Source organism: Microcoleus sp. A003_D6 (assembly GCF_036702825.1).
In the GTDB taxonomy this organism is placed as follows: Bacteria; Cyanobacteriota; Cyanobacteriia; order Cyanobacteriales; family Microcoleaceae; genus Microcoleus.
This window is the reverse complement of sequence record NZ_JAUBWA010000007.1, coordinates 61,591-78,758: the sequence shown is the minus strand read 5'-3', so window position 1 is coordinate 78,758 and position 17,168 is coordinate 61,591. Positions and strand designations below refer to the sequence as shown.

Annotated in this window: 16 protein-coding genes and 1 tRNA gene; 11 read left to right on the top strand and 6 right to left on the bottom strand. The window is 45.4% G+C overall.

Going from position 1 to position 17,168, the window contains the following annotated elements; all coding sequences use genetic code 11:
- Nucleotides 1–37: 37 nt before the first annotated feature.
- Nucleotides 38–1,789, bottom strand: coding sequence for an AAA-like domain-containing protein (locus QUB70_RS03915; protein WP_332978456.1), 1,752 nt, complete (start codon nt 1,787–1,789; stop codon nt 38–40).
- Nucleotides 1,790–1,963: 174 nt separating this feature from the next.
- Here QUB70_RS03915 and QUB70_RS03910 point away from each other — a divergent pair, with 174 nt between their 5' ends.
- The 9 genes from QUB70_RS03910 to QUB70_RS03870 all read left to right on the top strand — a co-directional run bounded on the left by QUB70_RS03910 (nt 1,964) and on the right by QUB70_RS03870 (nt 10,469).
- Nucleotides 1,964–2,506: an NfeD family protein gene (locus QUB70_RS03910; protein WP_332978455.1), complete on the top strand. Its 543-nt coding sequence runs from the start codon at nt 1,964–1,966 to the stop codon at nt 2,504–2,506.
- Nucleotides 2,507–2,765: 259 nt separating this feature from the next.
- Entirely contained in the window at nt 2,766–3,326 is a 561-nt protein-coding gene (locus tag QUB70_RS03905; RefSeq protein ID WP_332978454.1) for an SPFH domain-containing protein, read from the top strand.
- Between the two features lie 122 nt (nt 3,327–3,448).
- Nucleotides 3,449–3,973 carry a type IV pilin-like G/H family protein gene (locus tag QUB70_RS03900; protein WP_332978452.1) on the top strand — a complete coding sequence of 175 codons (525 nt, stop codon included), beginning with the start codon at nt 3,449–3,451 and terminating at the stop codon, nt 3,971–3,973.
- Between the two features lie 19 nt (nt 3,974–3,992).
- Nucleotides 3,993–6,797, top strand: a complete 2,805-nt coding sequence (locus QUB70_RS03895) for an AAA-like domain-containing protein (protein ID WP_332978451.1) — start codon at nt 3,993–3,995, stop codon at nt 6,795–6,797.
- Between the two features lie 107 nt (nt 6,798–6,904).
- A complete protein-coding gene (locus QUB70_RS03890) occupies nt 6,905–7,963 on the top strand; it encodes a potassium channel family protein (protein ID WP_332978449.1) in 1,059 nt (352 codons plus the stop codon).
- Nucleotides 7,964–7,981: 18 nt separating this feature from the next.
- Nucleotides 7,982–8,212: a hypothetical protein gene (locus QUB70_RS03885; protein WP_332978448.1), complete on the top strand. Its 231-nt coding sequence runs from the start codon at nt 7,982–7,984 to the stop codon at nt 8,210–8,212.
- 80 nt (nt 8,213–8,292) lie between these two features.
- Nucleotides 8,293–9,114, top strand: coding sequence for a TIGR04255 family protein (locus QUB70_RS03880; protein WP_332978447.1), 822 nt, complete (start codon nt 8,293–8,295; stop codon nt 9,112–9,114).
- A gap of 4 nt (nt 9,115–9,118) precedes the next feature.
- Nucleotides 9,119–9,928 (top strand): hypothetical protein, encoded by an 810-nt coding sequence (locus tag QUB70_RS03875; protein ID WP_332978446.1) that lies wholly within the window; start codon nt 9,119–9,121, stop codon nt 9,926–9,928.
- Nucleotides 9,929–10,049: 121 nt separating this feature from the next.
- Nucleotides 10,050–10,469: a hypothetical protein gene (locus QUB70_RS03870; protein ID WP_332978444.1), complete on the top strand. Its 420-nt coding sequence runs from the start codon at nt 10,050–10,052 to the stop codon at nt 10,467–10,469.
- Between the two features lie 206 nt (nt 10,470–10,675).
- On the opposite strand, the gene QUB70_RS03865 is transcribed toward QUB70_RS03870, so the two are convergent.
- Nucleotides 10,676–10,747, bottom strand: a tRNA-Thr gene (locus QUB70_RS03865).
- Between the two features lie 94 nt (nt 10,748–10,841).
- The gene (pyk, locus tag QUB70_RS03860) at nt 10,842–12,629 is read right to left on the bottom strand and encodes a pyruvate kinase (protein WP_332978443.1); all 1,788 of its coding nucleotides are present in this window, start codon (nt 12,627–12,629) and stop codon (nt 10,842–10,844) included.
- A gap of 540 nt (nt 12,630–13,169) precedes the next feature.
- On the opposite strand from pyk, the gene crtR reads away from it, so the two are divergent.
- A complete protein-coding gene (gene crtR / locus QUB70_RS03855; protein WP_332978442.1) occupies nt 13,170–14,060 on the top strand; it encodes a beta-carotene hydroxylase in 891 nt (296 codons plus the stop codon).
- Between the two features lie 156 nt (nt 14,061–14,216).
- On the opposite strand, the gene aroH is transcribed toward crtR, so the two are convergent.
- The 3 genes from aroH to QUB70_RS03840 form a co-directional block, all read right to left on the bottom strand.
- Nucleotides 14,217–14,624: a chorismate mutase gene (gene aroH, locus QUB70_RS03850; protein WP_332978440.1), complete on the bottom strand. Its 408-nt coding sequence runs from the start codon at nt 14,622–14,624 to the stop codon at nt 14,217–14,219.
- Between the two features lie 152 nt (nt 14,625–14,776).
- A complete protein-coding gene (gene sppA, locus QUB70_RS03845; protein WP_332978439.1) occupies nt 14,777–15,595 on the bottom strand; it encodes a signal peptide peptidase SppA in 819 nt (272 codons plus the stop codon).
- A gap of 42 nt (nt 15,596–15,637) precedes the next feature.
- Nucleotides 15,638–15,955, bottom strand: coding sequence for a hypothetical protein (locus QUB70_RS03840; protein ID WP_332978438.1), 318 nt, complete (start codon nt 15,953–15,955; stop codon nt 15,638–15,640).
- Nucleotides 15,956–16,083: 128 nt separating this feature from the next.
- Between QUB70_RS03840 and QUB70_RS03835 the strand changes: the two genes are divergently transcribed.
- A complete protein-coding gene (locus QUB70_RS03835; RefSeq protein WP_332978436.1) occupies nt 16,084–17,157 on the top strand; it encodes a DMT family transporter in 1,074 nt (357 codons plus the stop codon).
- Nucleotides 17,158–17,168 lie beyond the last annotated feature (11 nt).

Here is a 17,168-nt window from a genome sequence, read left to right as displayed (position 1 = left end):
TCTTGCCCGTTCTTGAGACTGGTACAACCTATGACTGTCAACCTAGGCGATCGCGAAAATACTCCTCATACAAATTGCATCTCGCACTGCAATAATTGCCCTCCTGTTTCACCAAGCCCATACTGTTTAATTTAAACGCCACTTCTAGCCTTAATCTGACTGGCTTTGACACACTCGTTACTTCCCTCATCGCCTCGATTAATTCTGGATATTTTTCTAAATTCCACAAATGCCGGCGCAAATGATCGCTGTAAATTCCTGTTTCCGTTGTCGCCGATTTCAGCAATTGATTTAAAGTCACATCTTCACGGGCAATGCGATACATAGCCAGCCGCACTAAATAGGGATGTCCTCCCACTAGCGCCATCAATTCTGCAACTTCTGTATCACTCCAACTCAGTTCGTGCCGTTTAGCTAAATCTTGCACTTGCTGCGAATTAAACTCAGGCAAATCAATCGGCAAACCCACATTAAACGGCGATTTATTCACATCCAGCGGGATGTAAACTTCTGTCGAATGCACCACAATCAAACGCAATTTTTTCCAAATATCTCGCCGTTTTGCTTCTTCGTGCAAAGCTCGCAATAACCCAAAAAAGTCGTCGGCAATTTCCGGCGATTCAAACAGGCGATCGCTCTCATCCAACCCTAACGTCAGAGGTTGTGAGGATTCTGACAGCAAATACTGTTCTAAATAAGCCTTGCAGCACTGATTGCTCCCAATCAAATCGGCTAATTCCCAACACTTCGGCAACTGCTCCAGCATTCCTAACTCTTGACCGATGCTAGCACAAAACCACTGCAAAAATGTATCTGAATTAGCGAATATTTTCCTATTTGCTAGCTGAAAACTGAGCGCTACCGTGCGAGAACCTTGCACTTCTGCGTGATGCAAAATCCTCGCCATCAAAGAAGTTTTGCCCATTTGTCTGGGTGCTTTTATGCGGATCAGCGCTCCCGGTTGGGCGATCGTCTCGTAACAGCGGGATTCGATCGGAGGGCGATCGATATAAAAACGAGAAGCTATTTCAACTTGTCCTCCCGGCAATTCTGGCGGCGCTGCTGGCAGGGGTTGAATTATTGACTGTTTTGTGCTAGTAATTGCGTTCCATTGTACAGCTAATTCATGGTCGGCAGTTAACGATGTGCGACCTTCTTTGATAAGGGTTAAAATTTGTGATAATAACTTAAATGAGTCGCCAGCACCGCGCCACAGCCAGGGCTGAATTCCTGCTAAATAGCTGAGTAAATCAAAGGAAAGCGGTGTATTTAATTCAACTAAAATCGGTAAAATTGCGGGTTTGCGAGCAGTTAAATTGTGCAATTCTTTGGCTAGCTGCACTTGTTCCAATACCATTTCGCTAGCGGCAGATGCTTCGGAAATCAGCAACAGCAAATAATCGCAACCCTTTAAATATGAGCCTGAGTCGCTGCTGTTGTTAATCAAAAAGACTTCGTGGCCTCGGGCACTCAAAGCTTGGTGTAACTGCTGGGAAAGGGTGTTGTTTGAGGTCGATCCTATCGCCACTTTTGCCCTTACCAGCACTACCTCCTCCGGCTCTGAATTAGCCTCAAAATCGGCTAAATCGCGCCATTCCTGCCCCAATCCGCGACAAATTTCGATGAAATTGGCATAATCCACAGGTTTGCCATTCAGAAAATGGCTGACAGTAGATTGGGCCATCCCTAAATCCTCAGCCAAAATTTTCTGACTGGGAAAGCCATTTCTCAGGAGACAGGATTTAACTGCGCGAATGCACTCTTCGCGCACCCTTAGCGATCGCGGCATTGCTTATAACGATCGAGACACTGAAACCATCATAAATGCCAACTGCCCTTAAGTCGATGAAAAGTCGATGAAAAGTCGATGAATTTTCAAATAACTCAGTCGCCAACTCAAATAGCCACCTGATTAGATTAGAAATAACAAGGTTGAGCTACATCGCAACGAGGTAAAAGCATTGTGTATTCTATCCTAATTTGGTCGCTGGCCTCAGCCACTAATCGATCGGGTTTCGCCTTCACACCCCCGATGTTGTGGTTGCTAATCGGAGTTGTGCTTAGTGCGATCGAGCTATTAATCATCAAAACTCAGCCCCAAAAATACAGGTTTTACCTGCTAATGATGGGAACTTCTGCTTTAATTGAATCCTTTATTTTGTGGAGAGGATCTGTAGCATTTCAGTTTAGTTGGGCGAACATAATGTATGAAGATTTTGACTGGCAAATCTTCTACTGGATGGGGATAGCCCTCGCGCTGAGCATCTGGATTCGACCGATTTTCATTGTTCGCAAAAAGTTTGTGATTCCCGAAGCAACCGAAGCGACAACTATCTCCGAAATTTTCCCCGGAGAAACTGGAATGGTGATTTATGAAGGTGCTTCGTGGAAAGCTCGCAACGAAGATTCCCAAGGAATCGCACCCAGACAAAAAGTTTACGTTTTGCGCCGCGAAGGAAACACGCTGATTGTTGTACCTGACAGACTAATTCACATCAACGGCTAAATCTGAGTTATAGCGCTTCTCAGAAAGATGAGGTACGTAGTTGGGCTTGGGCCCTCTTAGTTTAGTTATATAAGCTGTCAGGCATACCTCATCTTTTTGAGAAAGGCTGTAGCTCTTTTATGACTCGGCGATTGAAATCGCTTCTTGTCAAACAAAGTCCGCCTTCGCGGACTAAGAAATCACTATCAACTGTCAACTGTCAACTATCAACTGTCAACTGTCAACTGTCAACTGTCAACTATTTACCAGGAGATTCACTATGTATCAGTATTTTTTGATGGTGTTGTTTGCAATTACCGGAGTATCCTTAGCCAACAGCGTCAAAATCGTCCGTCAAGGAGATGAGGCTTTAGTTGAGATTTTTGGAAAGTACGATCGCAAGAAACTCGAACCTGGTTTGACATTTTTGATTCCCTTTGTCGAAACAGTGGCCTATAAACAAACTCTGCGCGAGCAAATTTTAAGACTGCCACCGCAAGAATGCACGACGCGCGATCGCGTTGCCGTCACCGTTGATTTTATTGTTTACTGGCGCATAATTGACTTAGAAAAAGCTTCCTACAAGGTGCAGAATCTCAAGGAAGCGATGTTAAATATGCTGATTCTTTCAATTCGGACTCACATTGCGACATTAGCTGTAGAGGAGCTTTACACGGCTCGCAATCAAATCAATAATGCTTTAGTGCAGGAGTTGGATACAACGACAGATCCTTGGGGTGTGAAGTTTACGAGAGTGGAATTGCGCGATTTTGCGATCGGCAGTAAAGTGATTCAGCCGACATCCATTGACCGGAAAGATACACCAAAAATGCGAGCTTAGAGATGATTCTCCTCGTTCCCAGGCTCTTCCTGGGAATGCAGATTCAGAGGAAGAGCCTCCCTGAATTTAATTAAGCTTTTCAGGACTAAAGTCCTTACTACAAACACAGAGGATAAAATACCATGAGTCAACAAAGTTATAATTCAGATAGCAATTTACCTATTAATGCTGGTTGTGGATGTTTAGTTATTTTGATAGTTCTTCTCTCAACAATTGGTATTTTAATTCTTCCCGAATTATTGACCAGCAACACAAAAGCAAAGCAAACTGAAGCAAAACAGTATATTAGAGCGATCGACAAAGCTCAACAAGTCCAATTTGCCAAAAAAGGTAGTTTTTCTAATTCAGTTGAAGCATTGAACCTTGGCATTAAAACTGAAACAAAAAACTACAAATATTCAATTAGCACCACCAAGCAAGCAACATTTAGTTATGGAGTATCCCAGGAATCCAAACTAAAAAGTTATATCGGCGCTGTTTTTGTACTTCCTGCGAAAAAAGTCGATACCAAGGCTGCTAAAGATAAAATCACAACAGCATCGATCTTGTGCGAAGCTGATTCTCCTGGTACACTTAAACCAGCCGAACCAATTTATCAAAGTGGCAAAGTTGCTTGTGCTAAAGGCACAAAAGATTTGAAAATATAGTCCAGCTAAAGGCAAAATAATGACAGTCGATTACCACTATCAAATCGGCGGCAGTCTCCCGCAAAATGCACCTACTTATGTAGTGCGACAAGCTGACTCGGAACTTTATCAAGCCCTCAAAGCCGGAGAGTTTTGTTACGTGCTCAATTCCCGACAAATGGGAAAATCTAGTTTGCTGGTGCGAACTGTACAAAAACTCTCGGCTGATGGCATTGCTTGTGCTACGATCGACCTTTCGGACATTGGCAACCAGCAAGTCTCTCTAGATAAGTGGTACGGCGGCGTCGCTTACAAAATCTTGTGCAGTTTCAACCTGTTTAACCCAGTCGAGTTTATGACTTGGTGGCGGGAGAGAGAGTTGATGCCGCCGGTGCAGCGCTTAGGAGAGTTAATTGAAGAATTGCTGTTGGTCAAAATTTCTCAAAACCTGGTCATTTTTATTGATGAAATTGATAGTGTTCTCAGTTTCCAAGAACCGCTAGACGATTTCTTTGCATTAATTAGATGTTGCTACAATAAACGCGCTCACAATTCAGAATACCAGCGCATTACATTTGCTTTGTTGGGAGTAGCTACGCCATCGGATTTAATTAGCGATGCAACTCGCACGCCCTTTAATATCGGTTTAGCTATTGAATTGCACGGTTTTAACTTAGAGGAAGCTCTGCCTTTAGCAAAGGGATTTGAGGGACAAGTAGGCAATCCTCAAGAGGTTTTAAAAGAGATTTTGGACTGGACTGGAGGGCAGCCATTTCTGACTCAAAAGCTTTGCAAGCTGATTTTGAACCATGTAAAAAGCTTACCTTCGGCTTCTATTATATCAGACTCAACGGATGAAAGCAAAACTGAAATTTTTACTACTAATCAATTATTAATTAGCGAGATAGTGCAAACTCATATTATTGATAATTGGGAATCATCCGATGAACCTGTACACATCAAAACAATTCGCGATCGCCTTCTCCGAAGTCCGCACCGCGCCAGTAGGTTATTAGGACTATACCAAAAAATATTGCCACTTTCAGAACCCCCCGATTGTAGGGGCGGTACCCCCGTGCCCGCCCTGGTAGGAGAAATCTGGGCGGATGATACTCCCGAACAAACAGAATTGCGGCTGAGCGGATTAGTAGTAAAACGAGCCGGAAAATTAACCGTCTCCAACCGCATTTACGCAGCTATCTTCAACCATAACTGGGTAGAAAAAGCACTCGGCGACTTGCGCCCCTATGCCGAATCTCTAACTGCATGGATAGCTACAAATTGTCAAGACGAATCTCGCTTGTTGCGCGGTCAAGCACTGGAAGAAGCCCGAAAGTGGGCGGCAAATAAAAGCTTGAGTACCCAAGATTATCAATTTTTAAATGCGAGTCAAGAAGCGGAATTTGCCAAGTTCCGCTGTCAAGAAAAACAGCATCAAGCTGAAATAGAACAACTGCGCCGCGAAAAAAAGTTACTAGAGGAACTAAGCGAAGCACAAAAGCAGAAAAAAGTGATTGCAATTAAACTTTGGCGCGAGCAACAACTGAGAGTGCAAACAGTTACAGTAGCAGCAGGAATACTGATATTAATTTTGATAGCAGCCTTTTGGATTAAACCATCAATCGAAGAAAGAAACCACAAAATTCTCACTCTCAGTTTGCTATCAGAAACGCTCTTGGCTGCCGATAAAAAAGAGGAAGCACTCCTAGAAAGCATCAGAGCTGTTACAGAAATCAAGCGATCGCTCGGAGTGAGTTCAGATATTCAGATGCGAGTGGCGATCGCCCTCGAACAGGCAGTTTACAGCTTCCGGGAACGCCGCCGCTTCCAGAGTCAAGCCAGTAGCCTTGCTTTCGCGAGTTTCAGTCCTGACAGTCAAACGATTGTGACGGCTACCGATGATAATTATATCAAACTTTGGCAAACTAATGGAACTTTGCAAGCAACATTGACAGGGCATACTGATAAAATTAGAAGGGCAATTTTCAATGCTAGCGGTCAGATAATTGTCTCTGCCAGCGACGACAAAACTATCAAGATTTGGCAAAAAGATGGCAAATTTATTCATGATTTAAAAGGACACCGCAGTCAAATAACAAGCGTCTGTTTGAGTCCAGATGGTAAAATTATTGTTTCAGCAAGTGCCGATGGAACTGTTAAACTCTGGAAAATTAACGGTGAAGAATTGTCAAGTTTTAACGTGGAGCGAGGTTGGATAACCAGCGCGACTTTTAGCCCAGACGGTCAGATAATTGCTGCGGCTGGCACTGATGGTACTGTTAAACTTTGGAGTTTGACAAAGGTTATGGAAAAGTTGCAAAAACAGCAGTCCATCGAAGCAAGCACCGATATCCAATTGCTCCGAAGCTTACAGATTGAACGCGATCAAATTATGAGTGTAACTTTCAGTCCAGACGGAGCAATGCTGGCGGCTGCAAGTGCTGCGGGAACTGCGAGAATTTGGAGCCAAGACGGCACACCGCTAAGTATTTTAAAACATACAAGTGGATTGACAAATATCAGCTTTAGTCCCGACAGTCAAATGTTGCTATCTGCAAGCACAGACAAAATGTTGAGGCTGTGGAACATTGACGGTACATTGCTCAAAACTTTAAAAGGTAACAAGGATGCTGTTTGGAGTGCGAGTTTTAGTCCAGACGGCAAGGCGATCGCAAGTGCTAGTGCTGACGGTACGGTGATGCTGTGGAATCTTAATCTTGACGATTTGCTGGTGCAGGGCTGCAATGTCGCCCGCAATTATTTTCAGACAAAGCCGATCGCAAATCCCAGCAATCGCCACCTCTGCGACGGGATTGAAACTCAGTCAATCGATTTTAGATTTTAGATTTTAGATTTTAGATTTTAGATTTACTGCAATGAAGCGGGTTTTTGCGTCAGTCTTGATATGCTTAAATTTGGTAGCAGCTAATAGGTAATAGGTCAGCCCGATCGGTGTATTCAACTCTAGAACAAAAGTATCAGCGCCTGCAAAAAGACTTAAGAAACGGAGTCATCGCCCTTGGCGGCATTTTATGCACGGGTACTCTCTGGTATTGGCAGGTGGAAAAATGGTCTTTGCTAGATGCCGCTTACATGACAGTATTTACCCTAGCAACTGTGGGCTACGGTGAACTTCAGCCCCTCGGCCAACGCGGGCGAATGTTTACGATATGCCTGATTTTGATGGGCGTGATTGTGATTGGTTTCATCGTCAACCGCTTTACAGAAGCGCTGATTGAAGGATATTTTCAAGAAGGAGCAAGAATTAGGCAGCAGCGGCGATTGGTAGATTCTTTGATCGGGCATTACATTCTCTGCGGTTTTGGGCGCACGGGCCGCCAAATTGCCTTGGAATTTCAGGCGGAATATATCTCTTTTGTGGTGATAGATTCGGCGGTACAGTCGGTTGAGGCAGCTTTGGCGCTGGGGTACACGGCTGTGCAAGGAGACGCGACACTCGATGAAATATTGCTGAGTGTGGGGATCGATCGCGCAATTTGCATAGTAGCAGCTTTGCCTTCGGATGCCGAGAATTTATACACTGTCATGTCGGCGAAAACTCTGAATCCGAAGGTACGGGCGATCGCCCGCGCCACCACAGAAGAAGCTGTAAAGAAGTTGCAGCGGGGCGGCGCCGATGCCGTCGTATCCCCCTACATTACCGGGGGAAAACGCATGGCGGCGGCGGCTTTGCGGCCTCAAGTTATGGATTTTTTAGACGGTGTTTTGACGGGAACAGAAAGTTCTTTTTACATGGAGGAATTTTTGATCGATCCCAATAGTTGTGTCTACGTTGGGGAAACTTTGAGAGATGCCAAGTTGCGATCGCAATCGGGGGCGTTAATTGTAGCGATTCGACGCGCTGGCGGGACTTTGATTGTGGGGCCTACCGGAGAAACTGCGATCGAAGGAGGAGATACGCTGATTTGTTTGGGTACTGCGGAACAACTGCGAACTCTCAATCAAATCCTCAGTCCCCTGAGTTTTCGCATCCCGCGGCCTCCGAACTAATACGATGTGGGGTTTGTAGTGAGGAATGCAAGTCCTGTTTTGGGGCGGTTTCGGCGGGCGAGTGAGTTAACGCCGACTGGGTTGGGAGGTGCGATCGCTCGTTGGGAAAAGTTTTATTTGAACCTGTTTCCGTCTGGAGAGCCGTTGGAGGCGATCGCGCGCGGTATGCGGTATGTGGTGAGGGTGGAAGGCGATTGTATCGATAAAAATATCCAGATCAGAATCAAAGTTTTCTTAATGATCGAGTAACCAGGTTCATTCTGAGTTACACTTAATATTAAAGTATAAATCTATAAAGTAGTTTGTTCGGGTAAGTAGAGGAGTACAGCGTGACAGTCAGCGTCAACACCAAACAATTGCCATCTTATGACCAACCACCCGTTAGTGAGGTGGTTTGTAGTGTTCTGTTTGACTCTATCGAAGCTTTACTTAGTCCCCATATTGGCTTATTATGGCTGAGGTTTCAACCTGACTACCCCTTTTGCAACGACGTTGCCCCACTAGCACCAAAGGTGGAAGTTTTCAATAATCAAATTATTGAAGCTCAACTGCAAATGAGTGATATTCCTCCTTTGCCAAGGGTATGGTTCATTAGTTCTGATGAAACGAGGGTTATCCAAATTCAACGCGACCGACTGATTCATAACTGGAGAAAAATTAGTTTAGATAGTGAGTATCCCAGATATGAAAGTCTTATTAAAGCGTTTCAAGATCATTTAAACCGCTTTAATTTATTTATAGAAGAGGCTGATTTGGGTAAAATTCAGATTCATCAATATGAACTAAGTTATGTTAATCAAATTTCACAAGGAGAAGCATGGGAAACTCTTGAGGATATAGGTAAAATTTTCCCTGACTTTAAATGGCAAACAGGTCTAGCTAGATTTCTTCCAAAACCTCAAGGTATTGATTGGGATACAATTTTTGACTTGCCGGAAGAATTTGGCAGATTGCATATATCGATCAGAAATGTAGTTTTTAACAACCATCCAACTCTTTTATTTGAATTAACTGTGCGTGGAATTGGCGGTTATACTTCCCTGGATTCGATGCAAAGTTGGTTTGACGAGGCACATGAATGGATTGTACAGGCATTTGCGGATTTAACCGATCAAAGAATCCAGACAAATGTTTGGAAGCGGAGAGGGTGAAGTTATGACTATAATTACATCTCTATTGGAAAAACCAGAACGAGAAGAGCAAGCAACTCTCTTAATAAACCCATTGACCAATCAGAAAAAAAAGTATCCTGCTACTTCTGTCCGAATGGTTAAACCAATTCGTTCCCCAGCACAGATATCGGCTGATTATGGAAATGCTGAAGGTAGTAAATATGATCGGCTTGATCTTCCTATACAGCTAGATATTGGTTCGAGAATTTATGCGGACCTACTTAAGCATATTGATGAGGAGAAAGTCAGAGATTCCCGCCAGGAAATAGCTGTGTACAATTTGGCTCCACCTGTTGGGCATCAAGCTAATTTGATCAAAACTGATCCACAAGAACGACGGGGTAGATTTTTATCACCTCCGATCAGTGATTTATCAAATAATTTGCCCCGTATTCATAAAAAGATTGATGCTAGAAATCATCAGGGACAAAGATGCCAGGGGCTTCGATTATATCTTGATTCACTAAAAAATGAGGTGACAGAGGCAAGAGATGCAAACTTTTCAGAAAGAGTTCTCAATCTATCCTGGTCGGTGTGGAAAGCACTCAAAAGTCTGTTTGAAGCCAAAGGGCGATGCTTGGAAGTGCCAGATGCTTGTCCAGGTTCCAAAGATAATTTCATGTACACATGGTCAGAATCGGAACACTACTTAGAGTGCGAAATCTTTGCGACTGGTGAAATAGAATTTTTCTATCGTAATAGAAACACGGGAGAGGTTTGGGGAGAAGATACTACACTTGAACAGGGTTTTTCGACTGATATATTGGACAAAGCTTCGTTCTTTATTGAGTAAGTTCTTGAAAAGAAACTCGGCTGGAGCTAATTTAACCCCAGTCGCAGATGTTTGCTGCGTCCTTCGACTTGCTCGACCACCCAAAGATTTTACAGAAAAGGGTAATATCTTAGCGATACAATTGGAAGATGAATTTACTCTGTCAACAAAGGATAAAAACTCTGATCCACCCCACCTAAGCGTTTGGGTTGACTCTCTTACAACACCTGAACAAGCTTACGGATTCCTTCCGCCAAACTCGCCTCGGAGATTAGTTCTTCGCCTTAAAGTTAATGAAATCTGTCAAATTCAAGCTAACTCTGGGGAATGTGTCTATCCTAACCTGTTAAATGTTATCTGGGTTTACCTGTTTCAAGAAATCGATGGCAAGTGTGTTAGAGATTATTGCCCTGGTGCTGATGGTCATTCTGGTATCACAGGGCTTGATGAGGAATCAGCCCCTAATGAATTAACTAACAGGCAAAAGAAGAATATTCGCAAGGATTTACGTGCCCAATTAGCAGAACTTGCATCTAAGGATTTTTTTCAAATTACGGATTGATAGATATCTCGATAAAAGTGAAAGCTAATCACCATGCGATCGCACCCTACTCCTTTACTCTCTCACGCGATCGCCCATAAATCACATATAACCACACCGGCACAACAAACTTCCCCTCAGCCCAAGCTGAGCGATCGTATTAATTTGTCAATACGTACAACAATCTGTCAACGCAGACAAATAATTTGACACTCGACAAACCCCAAAGCCGATGGCGGGATTTGAACCCGCGACCGATCGATTACGAATCGATTACTCTACCACTGAGCTACATCGGCACAGACAATTTTGAATTATAGCACAGCCTAAGCAAAAAAAGCTAGGAGTTGTAGAATTAAATTCACAACTCCACAACTCCTAGCTTACCAACAGTTAAACAGCCACTTCCATGTCAGTTGAGCCGCCTCTGGCCCCGGAATAAACTAAACCCCGCTGCATATCCAGCGTCAGCATAGTTCCGTCCCGAATCACCCGCATCGCATTGTCCACGCCCACCATCACCGGCACGCCCAAGCGCAAACCGATAATCGCGGCGTGAGAAGTCAAACTTTCCTCCTCCGTCACCACACCTGCTGCTTTCCGAATCATCTCCACAAAATCGGCGCTGGTGCGCTCCACTACCAAAATGTCTCCAGCGCGGAAATTCGACACATCCGCAGCAGTGCGAGCAACCCTGGCCATGCCGCTCACCGATCCCAAACCGACACCGGTGCCTTTGCCTAAAACCGCTGTCACTACCTCAACTTTGATCAAATCCGTCGATCCGGCAACCCCTTGCAGAGTACCGGCGGTCATCACCACTAAATCTCCGTCGCAGAGTAACTCTTTTTCCTGGGCGACAGTCATTGCAGATTGAAATGTCTGGCCTGTGGAGGGCAAATCGAGCACCAGCAAGGGTTTGACTCCCCATACTAATTGCAGTTGTCGGGCTACGTCTACGTGGGGAGTAACTGCCAAAATCGGAGTTTTTGGTCGGAACTTGGAGACATTGCGCGCTGTAGAGCCGGTTTTGGTCAGCGTCATGATGGCGGCCGCGTTCAACTGTTCGGAGATTTGGCTGACTGCTTGGCTGATGCCGTTGGGGATCGATCGACCTACATCTTCTACATTTCTAATATTGCGCTTAATTCCTTCCCTCTCCATCCGCACCGCAATTCTCGCCATCGTCGCCACCGCTTCGACGGGGAACTTGCCGACAGCCGTTTCATTCGAGAGCATCACCGCATCAGTTCCGTCGAGAATCGCGTTCGCCACGTCGGAAATCTCGGCGCGGGTGGGACGGGGATTGTTGACCATGCTGTCGAGCATCTGGGTAGCGGTAATTACCGGAATCCCCATGCGGTTGGAGGTAGCAATCAGCCGTTTTTGTAAAATCGGCACGTCTTCGGCGGGCAGTTCCACTCCCAAATCGCCGCGGGCGACCATCACGCCGTTGCAAAGGGCCAGAATTTCCTCCATTTGTTCGATCGCCTCGTGCTTTTCGATCTTGGCAATCACCGGTACTTGCTTGCCCGCACTGGCTATCAGTTCTTTAATTTCGAGCATATCCTGGGGATTCCGCACAAAGCTCAGCGCTACCCAATCCACACCCTGGTCGAGACCGAACATTAAATCTTTGCGGTCTTTATCTGTGAGCGCCTTAATTGACAGGTACACTCCCGGAAAATTCACGCCTTTGTTGTTGGAAAGCGGCCCGCCGACTACGACGCGGCAGTACAATTCCCGCGAAGTGCGGTCTACTTTTTCGACGCGCATTTCCACTTTTCCGTCGTCTAGCAGAATCACTGCTCCCTCTGGAACTTCGTCTGCTAGGGGGTCGTAGGTGACGGAAGAAATGAGTTCGGTGCCGGGAACCTGGCGGCTGGTGAGAATGAAAGGATCGCCGTTTTTGACAACTATAGAGCCTGTCTCAAAGCGCCCTAAACGAATTTTCGGGCCTTGGAGGTCTTGGAGGATGGCGACCGGCTGGTTGAGTTCAAAGGATGTTTGCCGGATCAAGCGAATGCTGCGCTGGTGGTCTTCTTCTGTTCCGTGGGAAAAGTTGAGGCGCAAAGTTGTCGCACCGGCTTCTATGAGCTGGCGCAGCACTTGTGGATCGGAAGTGGCTGGGCCAATGGTGGCGACGATTTTAGTCCGGCGTAGGGCTTTTGGCAGTTGCATGAATTGAGATGGGGTGGCTGGAGGATTTATTGTTTAAATTTCGGCTAAGTTTTTGCTATTCATTACCACAAGTAATGACGCACGTCTTAATTCTTAAAAGTTTGTCGATCGTCCGTTACAGCGGGCATTGACCATTCTCTAGAATATCTGACTTTATTACCGATCGATAATCTTTTCTTTTCGTTCGGCTTTTCTTCAAAATAACTTTAGATTTAGGGCTTGACAAATATACAAATATACCCATTTATTTTTGTTGGTTTCCCAAGAGCGTTGTGCGAATCTAACATCGGTAAGCTGTTGTGGATTTGACTTTGTATGTTGAGGGCGGGTTCCGATGCTTACCCACAAGAATTCGATCGCGCTTTGACTGTAATATCAAATCCGGTAGCATCGGACGATCCTTGCCAAGCAACAATACTTTTATGTTTGTGTACAGAAGGGGCGATCGAGATTAGATACACTTATTTGACAAAACTTTACTATGGAGAGGCTTGTATCTTATACTACGCAAGTGTGAAATATTAAGGAGTCTTAACAAAGATGTCGGAGGCAGGACGGCCGCTGACAGTGCCTAGAGAGTTTCTCAGTCCTCCCGGTGACTTCAATCCGACACTGCTGCTGTTTTTGAGTGCAGTAGCGATTATCGTGATTTCTTACTTGGGTTTCTGGTTTTGGGAATGGCCCCAATGGTGCTGTTTTTTATTGAACGTGTTGGCTTTGCACATGGCGGGGACAGTGATTCACGATGCGTCTCACAATGCAGCGCACCGCGATCGCACAATTAACGCTATTTTGGGACACGGTAGCGCGCTGATGTTGGGTTTTGCTTTTCCAGTGTTTACGCGGGTACATATGCAGCATCACGCCCACGTTAACGATCCCGATAACGATCCAGACCATTATGTTTCGACTGGTGGGCCTCTGTGGCTGATTGCTGCGAGGTTTTTTTACCACGAGATTTTCTTTTTTAAGCGCCAACTATGGCGAAAAAATGAACTTTGGGAGTGGTTTTTCAGCCGCTTGTTTGTGGTAGCGATCGTGTATATCTCGATTCAATACGACCATTTAGGTTACGTGCTGAATTTTTGGTTTTCTCCGGCTTTGGTGGTGGGGTTGGCGTTGGGATTATTTTTTGATTATTTGCCGCACCGTCCGTTTCACGATCGCGATCGCTGGAAAAATGCCAGAGTATATCCGAGTCCAATTCTGAATATCTTAATTTTGGGGCAGAACTATCACCTGATCCATCATTTGTGGCCTTCAATTCCTTGGTATAATTACAAGCCTGCTTACGAAGCTGTCAAGCCGCTGTTAGATGAAAAGGGTTCTCCTCAAACTTTGGGAATATTGGAAGGTAAAAAGGACTTTTGGAGTTTTATATATGACATCTTTTTAGGGATTAGGTTGCATCACAAAAAAGCATCTGATTGATAAAAACCCGGTTTCATTGAGAAGCCGGGTTTTTTTCTAATAAAAGCTTTTAACCATATATCCCCAGGGCAGGTTTTGTACTGTATCAAATCCCGTAAAAAATAAACCCACCTGTAATGATGGGTTTATTTTTAAATCAAGCCCAAAGTGAATCTATTATTTTTCCCCAGCCACAGCCACCGCTAAATTCCAATCCGGCCGCAAATTTTGAGCTCCCCGCAAATAAGGATGATAAATTTCAACCTGTGCCGGCCAATTGACGTGAATTAAAAACCGAATGCAGCGTTCCAAAGCACCCTCAACGTGCATTTGCTGTACATCCAACAAAGGAACATTACACCAGTGAGGACGTTCGCGGGCGATCGCAGCCGGAAAGACAGCATCTAAATCGCGAGTAGCAGAAAACGTAGCACTAATAATTAATTCTGGATTTATATCATTTTTTGCTTCTAATTCATCTAATAGTTCTTTCACCGCTTCTCGAATTGCTGCCACCGAATTATCGCTAGCAGTAGTTGCCCCACGAATTCCCCGCACTTGCCACTCCACGAAATTTTTCTCCATTTTTTAGTTGTCAGTTGCTAGTTGTCAGTTGCTAGTTGTTAGTTGCTAGTTATTAGTTGTTAGTTGTTAGTTGCTAGTTATTAGTTGGCAATTACCAACTGCCAACTGCCAACTGCCAACTGCCAACTGCCAACTGCCAACTGACTATTCAATCACGGGCGATACATCCACAGCGGCAAACCGCTAGCAGACAGCTCGAATTCCAGCCATTTTGTGTAAGCTGAAAGCCCCGATGTATCCAGACTACTCCCCAAGACGCGATTTAGGAAAGGTTTTGCTTTTTCCAGAGTGCAGCACTCGGTTTTTTCTGGGTCGAGGCCTGCGAGTTCAGCGGCAAGGCGACGGGCGTCCTCTTCTGTTCCGAGTCGATCGACCAAACCCAATTCTAAGGCTTGCTGACCCGTAAAAACCCGACCGTCGGCAAAACTTTTCACGTTTTCCACTGCCAATTTTCGGGCTTCAGCGACGGTTTCCACGAATTGCTGGTAGCTGGTGTCGATCAAGTCTTGCAGAATTTGCTGTTCAGGATCGGTCAATTCGCGATCGAATGCCAAGATATCTTTATACGGCCCAGATTTAATCACCTGAAAAGAAACGCCTACTTTTTCTAACAGCCGTTCTAAATTGTTGCCCCGGATAATCACGCCAATGCTGCCGGTAATTGTACCGGGATTGGCAACGATATGCTCGGCTCCCATGCCGATGTAAACTCCGCCAGAAGCTGAAATATTGCCAAAACTGGCAACAATTTTGACTTTTTCGCGCAAACGCTTCAGCGCGCTGTAAATTTCCTGGGAATCGCCGACAGTGCCGCCGGGGCTGTCTATCCGCAGCAGCAAGGCGGGAAATTTGCGTTCTTCAACAGTTTTGAGAGCTTCTAAGACTCGTTTGCGGGTTTCTCCGGCAATGGCTCCGGTGATTTCGATACGGGCGATTTGTTTGCGGTAGCGGGGCTTGAATGGCCAAATCATGGGCAGTTTTCGGGCAATGTTACGGATTTTTGTAGCTAACTTCTAGTGTGCCTTATTCATCGGGGTAGATGTTGTGCCCTTTAGGAACAGGCAAGATGCCTGTTCCACAAGAAATTGCTTGATTGTGGAACGGGCATCTTGCCCGTTCCAGATTGTTCGCAACAGGCAAGATGCCTGTTGCACAAGAAAATTCTGGATTGTGGAACGGGCATCTTGCCTGTTCATAATGGCAGCAACAGGCAAGATGCCTGTTCCACAAGAAAATTCTGGATTGTGGAACAGGCATCTTGCCTGTTCATAATGCCCGCAACAGGCAAGATGCCTGTTCCACAAGAAAATTCTGGATTGTGGAACAGGCATCTTGCCTGTTCTAGATTGCCCGTGCGATCGCACTTAACTCCACACCAATATATAATTGTAAAAATTGCTTAACAAATCTACATCATTCTCCTGAGAGCCAATCTCATCAATTATTTGGAGTCTCCGCCATGCAGCTAAAACTTACCGATTCTAAACTGCCTTTTGCCCCGCTGTTGCTAATTGCGCCGTTTTTCCTGTGGGGAACCGCGATGGTAGCGATGAAAGGGGTGATGCCGCACACAACGCCGCTGTTTGTGGCATTCGTGCGTTTAGTACCTGCGGGCGTGTTGGTGCTGCTGGCGGCGGCACTGATGGGCAAACAGCAGCCGCAGGGTTGGAAAGCTTGGCTGTGGATTTCGCTGTTTGCTTTAGTTGACGGTACTTTATTTCAAGGCTTTTTAGCTGAAGGTTTGACCAGAACCGGTGCGGGTTTGGGTTCGGTGATGATTGATTCTCAACCGCTAGCTGTGGCGATTTTGTGTTTGTGGCTGTTTCAAGAAAAAATTGGTTTTTGGGGCTGGTTGGGATTAGTTATTGGCGTTGTCGGCATCAGTTTAATTGGGTTGCCGGATGGCTGGATTTTGGGGCTTTTTCATCCTGAAAACGCGCAGGTTTCTGGGGGTATCGAACAGTTGTTTCAGGGTGGGGAATGGTTGATGCTGTTGGCGGCTTTGTCGATGGCTGTGGGTACGGTTTTGGTGCGCTGGGTTTGCCGTTATGTTGACCCGGTGGTGGCGACTGGTTGGCACATGATTTTGGGCGGTTTGCCGCTGTTGGCAATTTCGGCTGCAACTGAGTCCGAACAGTTTGTGAATATCGATTTTTCCGGCTGGATGGCGTTAGGTTATTCTACTGTGTTTGGAAGTGCGATCGCCTACGGTTTATTCTTTTATTTTGCTTCAAGTGGCAGTCTTACGAGTTTAAGTTCTCTTACCTTTCTTACGCCTGTATTTGCTTTGCTATTCGGCAATTTGTTGTTGGGCGAAGTCCTCAATCCGCTGCAATCGATGGGAGTTGGGCTGACTTTGGTGAGTATTTATTTGATTAATCAGCGGGATACTTTGGGTGAGAAATTGCGAAAAGTGCGGCACGGTGAAGCGAGTGCAGAAGTTGAAGCAACAGGATTGTTAGAGTCGTCTGAGTTGAATTCTGTAGAATTACCCGTGCAGTTGCGGGTTAGCGAACTCGAATCAGAAGTTTAGCGCTTTGAGAA